1 protein-coding gene is annotated in these 642 nt (G+C 37.1%); it reads left to right on the top strand.

Annotated features, from left to right (window positions below):
- Positions 1 to 642, top strand: a 642-nt coding sequence (locus tag Z053_RS29600) for a T9SS type B sorting domain-containing protein (protein ID WP_035097294.1), incomplete at its 5' end; no start/stop codon positions are given.

Consider the following 642-nt stretch of genomic DNA (forward strand, 5'->3'; position numbering starts at 1 on the left):
AATGGTAATCTCAATGATTTTACAATCTTATGGTCAACAAATGAGTCTACAGAAACAATTTTAGCAAATCAACCCGGAGATTATACCGTAGAAATTACAAGCCAGCAAACCGGGTGTTCTAAATTCAGAACAGTAACTGTAATTGCATCCAGTGTAGCAACTATACGGTCTATTGATATCAATGATGCAAGGGATAATAATACTGTTACTATTAATACAGAAGGCCTGGGTAATTATGAATATGCAATAGAAATAAATGGAGTTTTGAGTGCATATCAGGATGATTCCACTTTTACCAATGTACCTCCAGGTTTTCACAGGGTATATGTAAGAGACAAAAACGGATGTGTTCCTGTAACCTCTCAGGATATTTCGGTGGTTGGATTTCCAAAATATTTCACTCCAAATGGAGATGGTTTTCATGAAACCTGGAACGTAGAAGGGATATCAAACCAGATTATGGGTAATTCTCTAATTTTTATATTTAATCGATACGGAAAACTAATCAAGCAGCTAAGAGCAGGTACTCCCGGATGGGATGGGACCTTTAACGGGCAACTAATGCCCTCTAGCGAATATTGGTTTCGTGTAGAATTAGAGGATGGTAGAATTCTTACCGGAAGTTTCTCTCTTATTCGTTAA

It is taken from the genome of Aquimarina megaterium XH134 (genome assembly GCF_000520975.1).
In the GTDB taxonomy this organism is placed as follows: domain Bacteria; phylum Bacteroidota; class Bacteroidia; order Flavobacteriales; family Flavobacteriaceae; genus Aquimarina; species Aquimarina megaterium.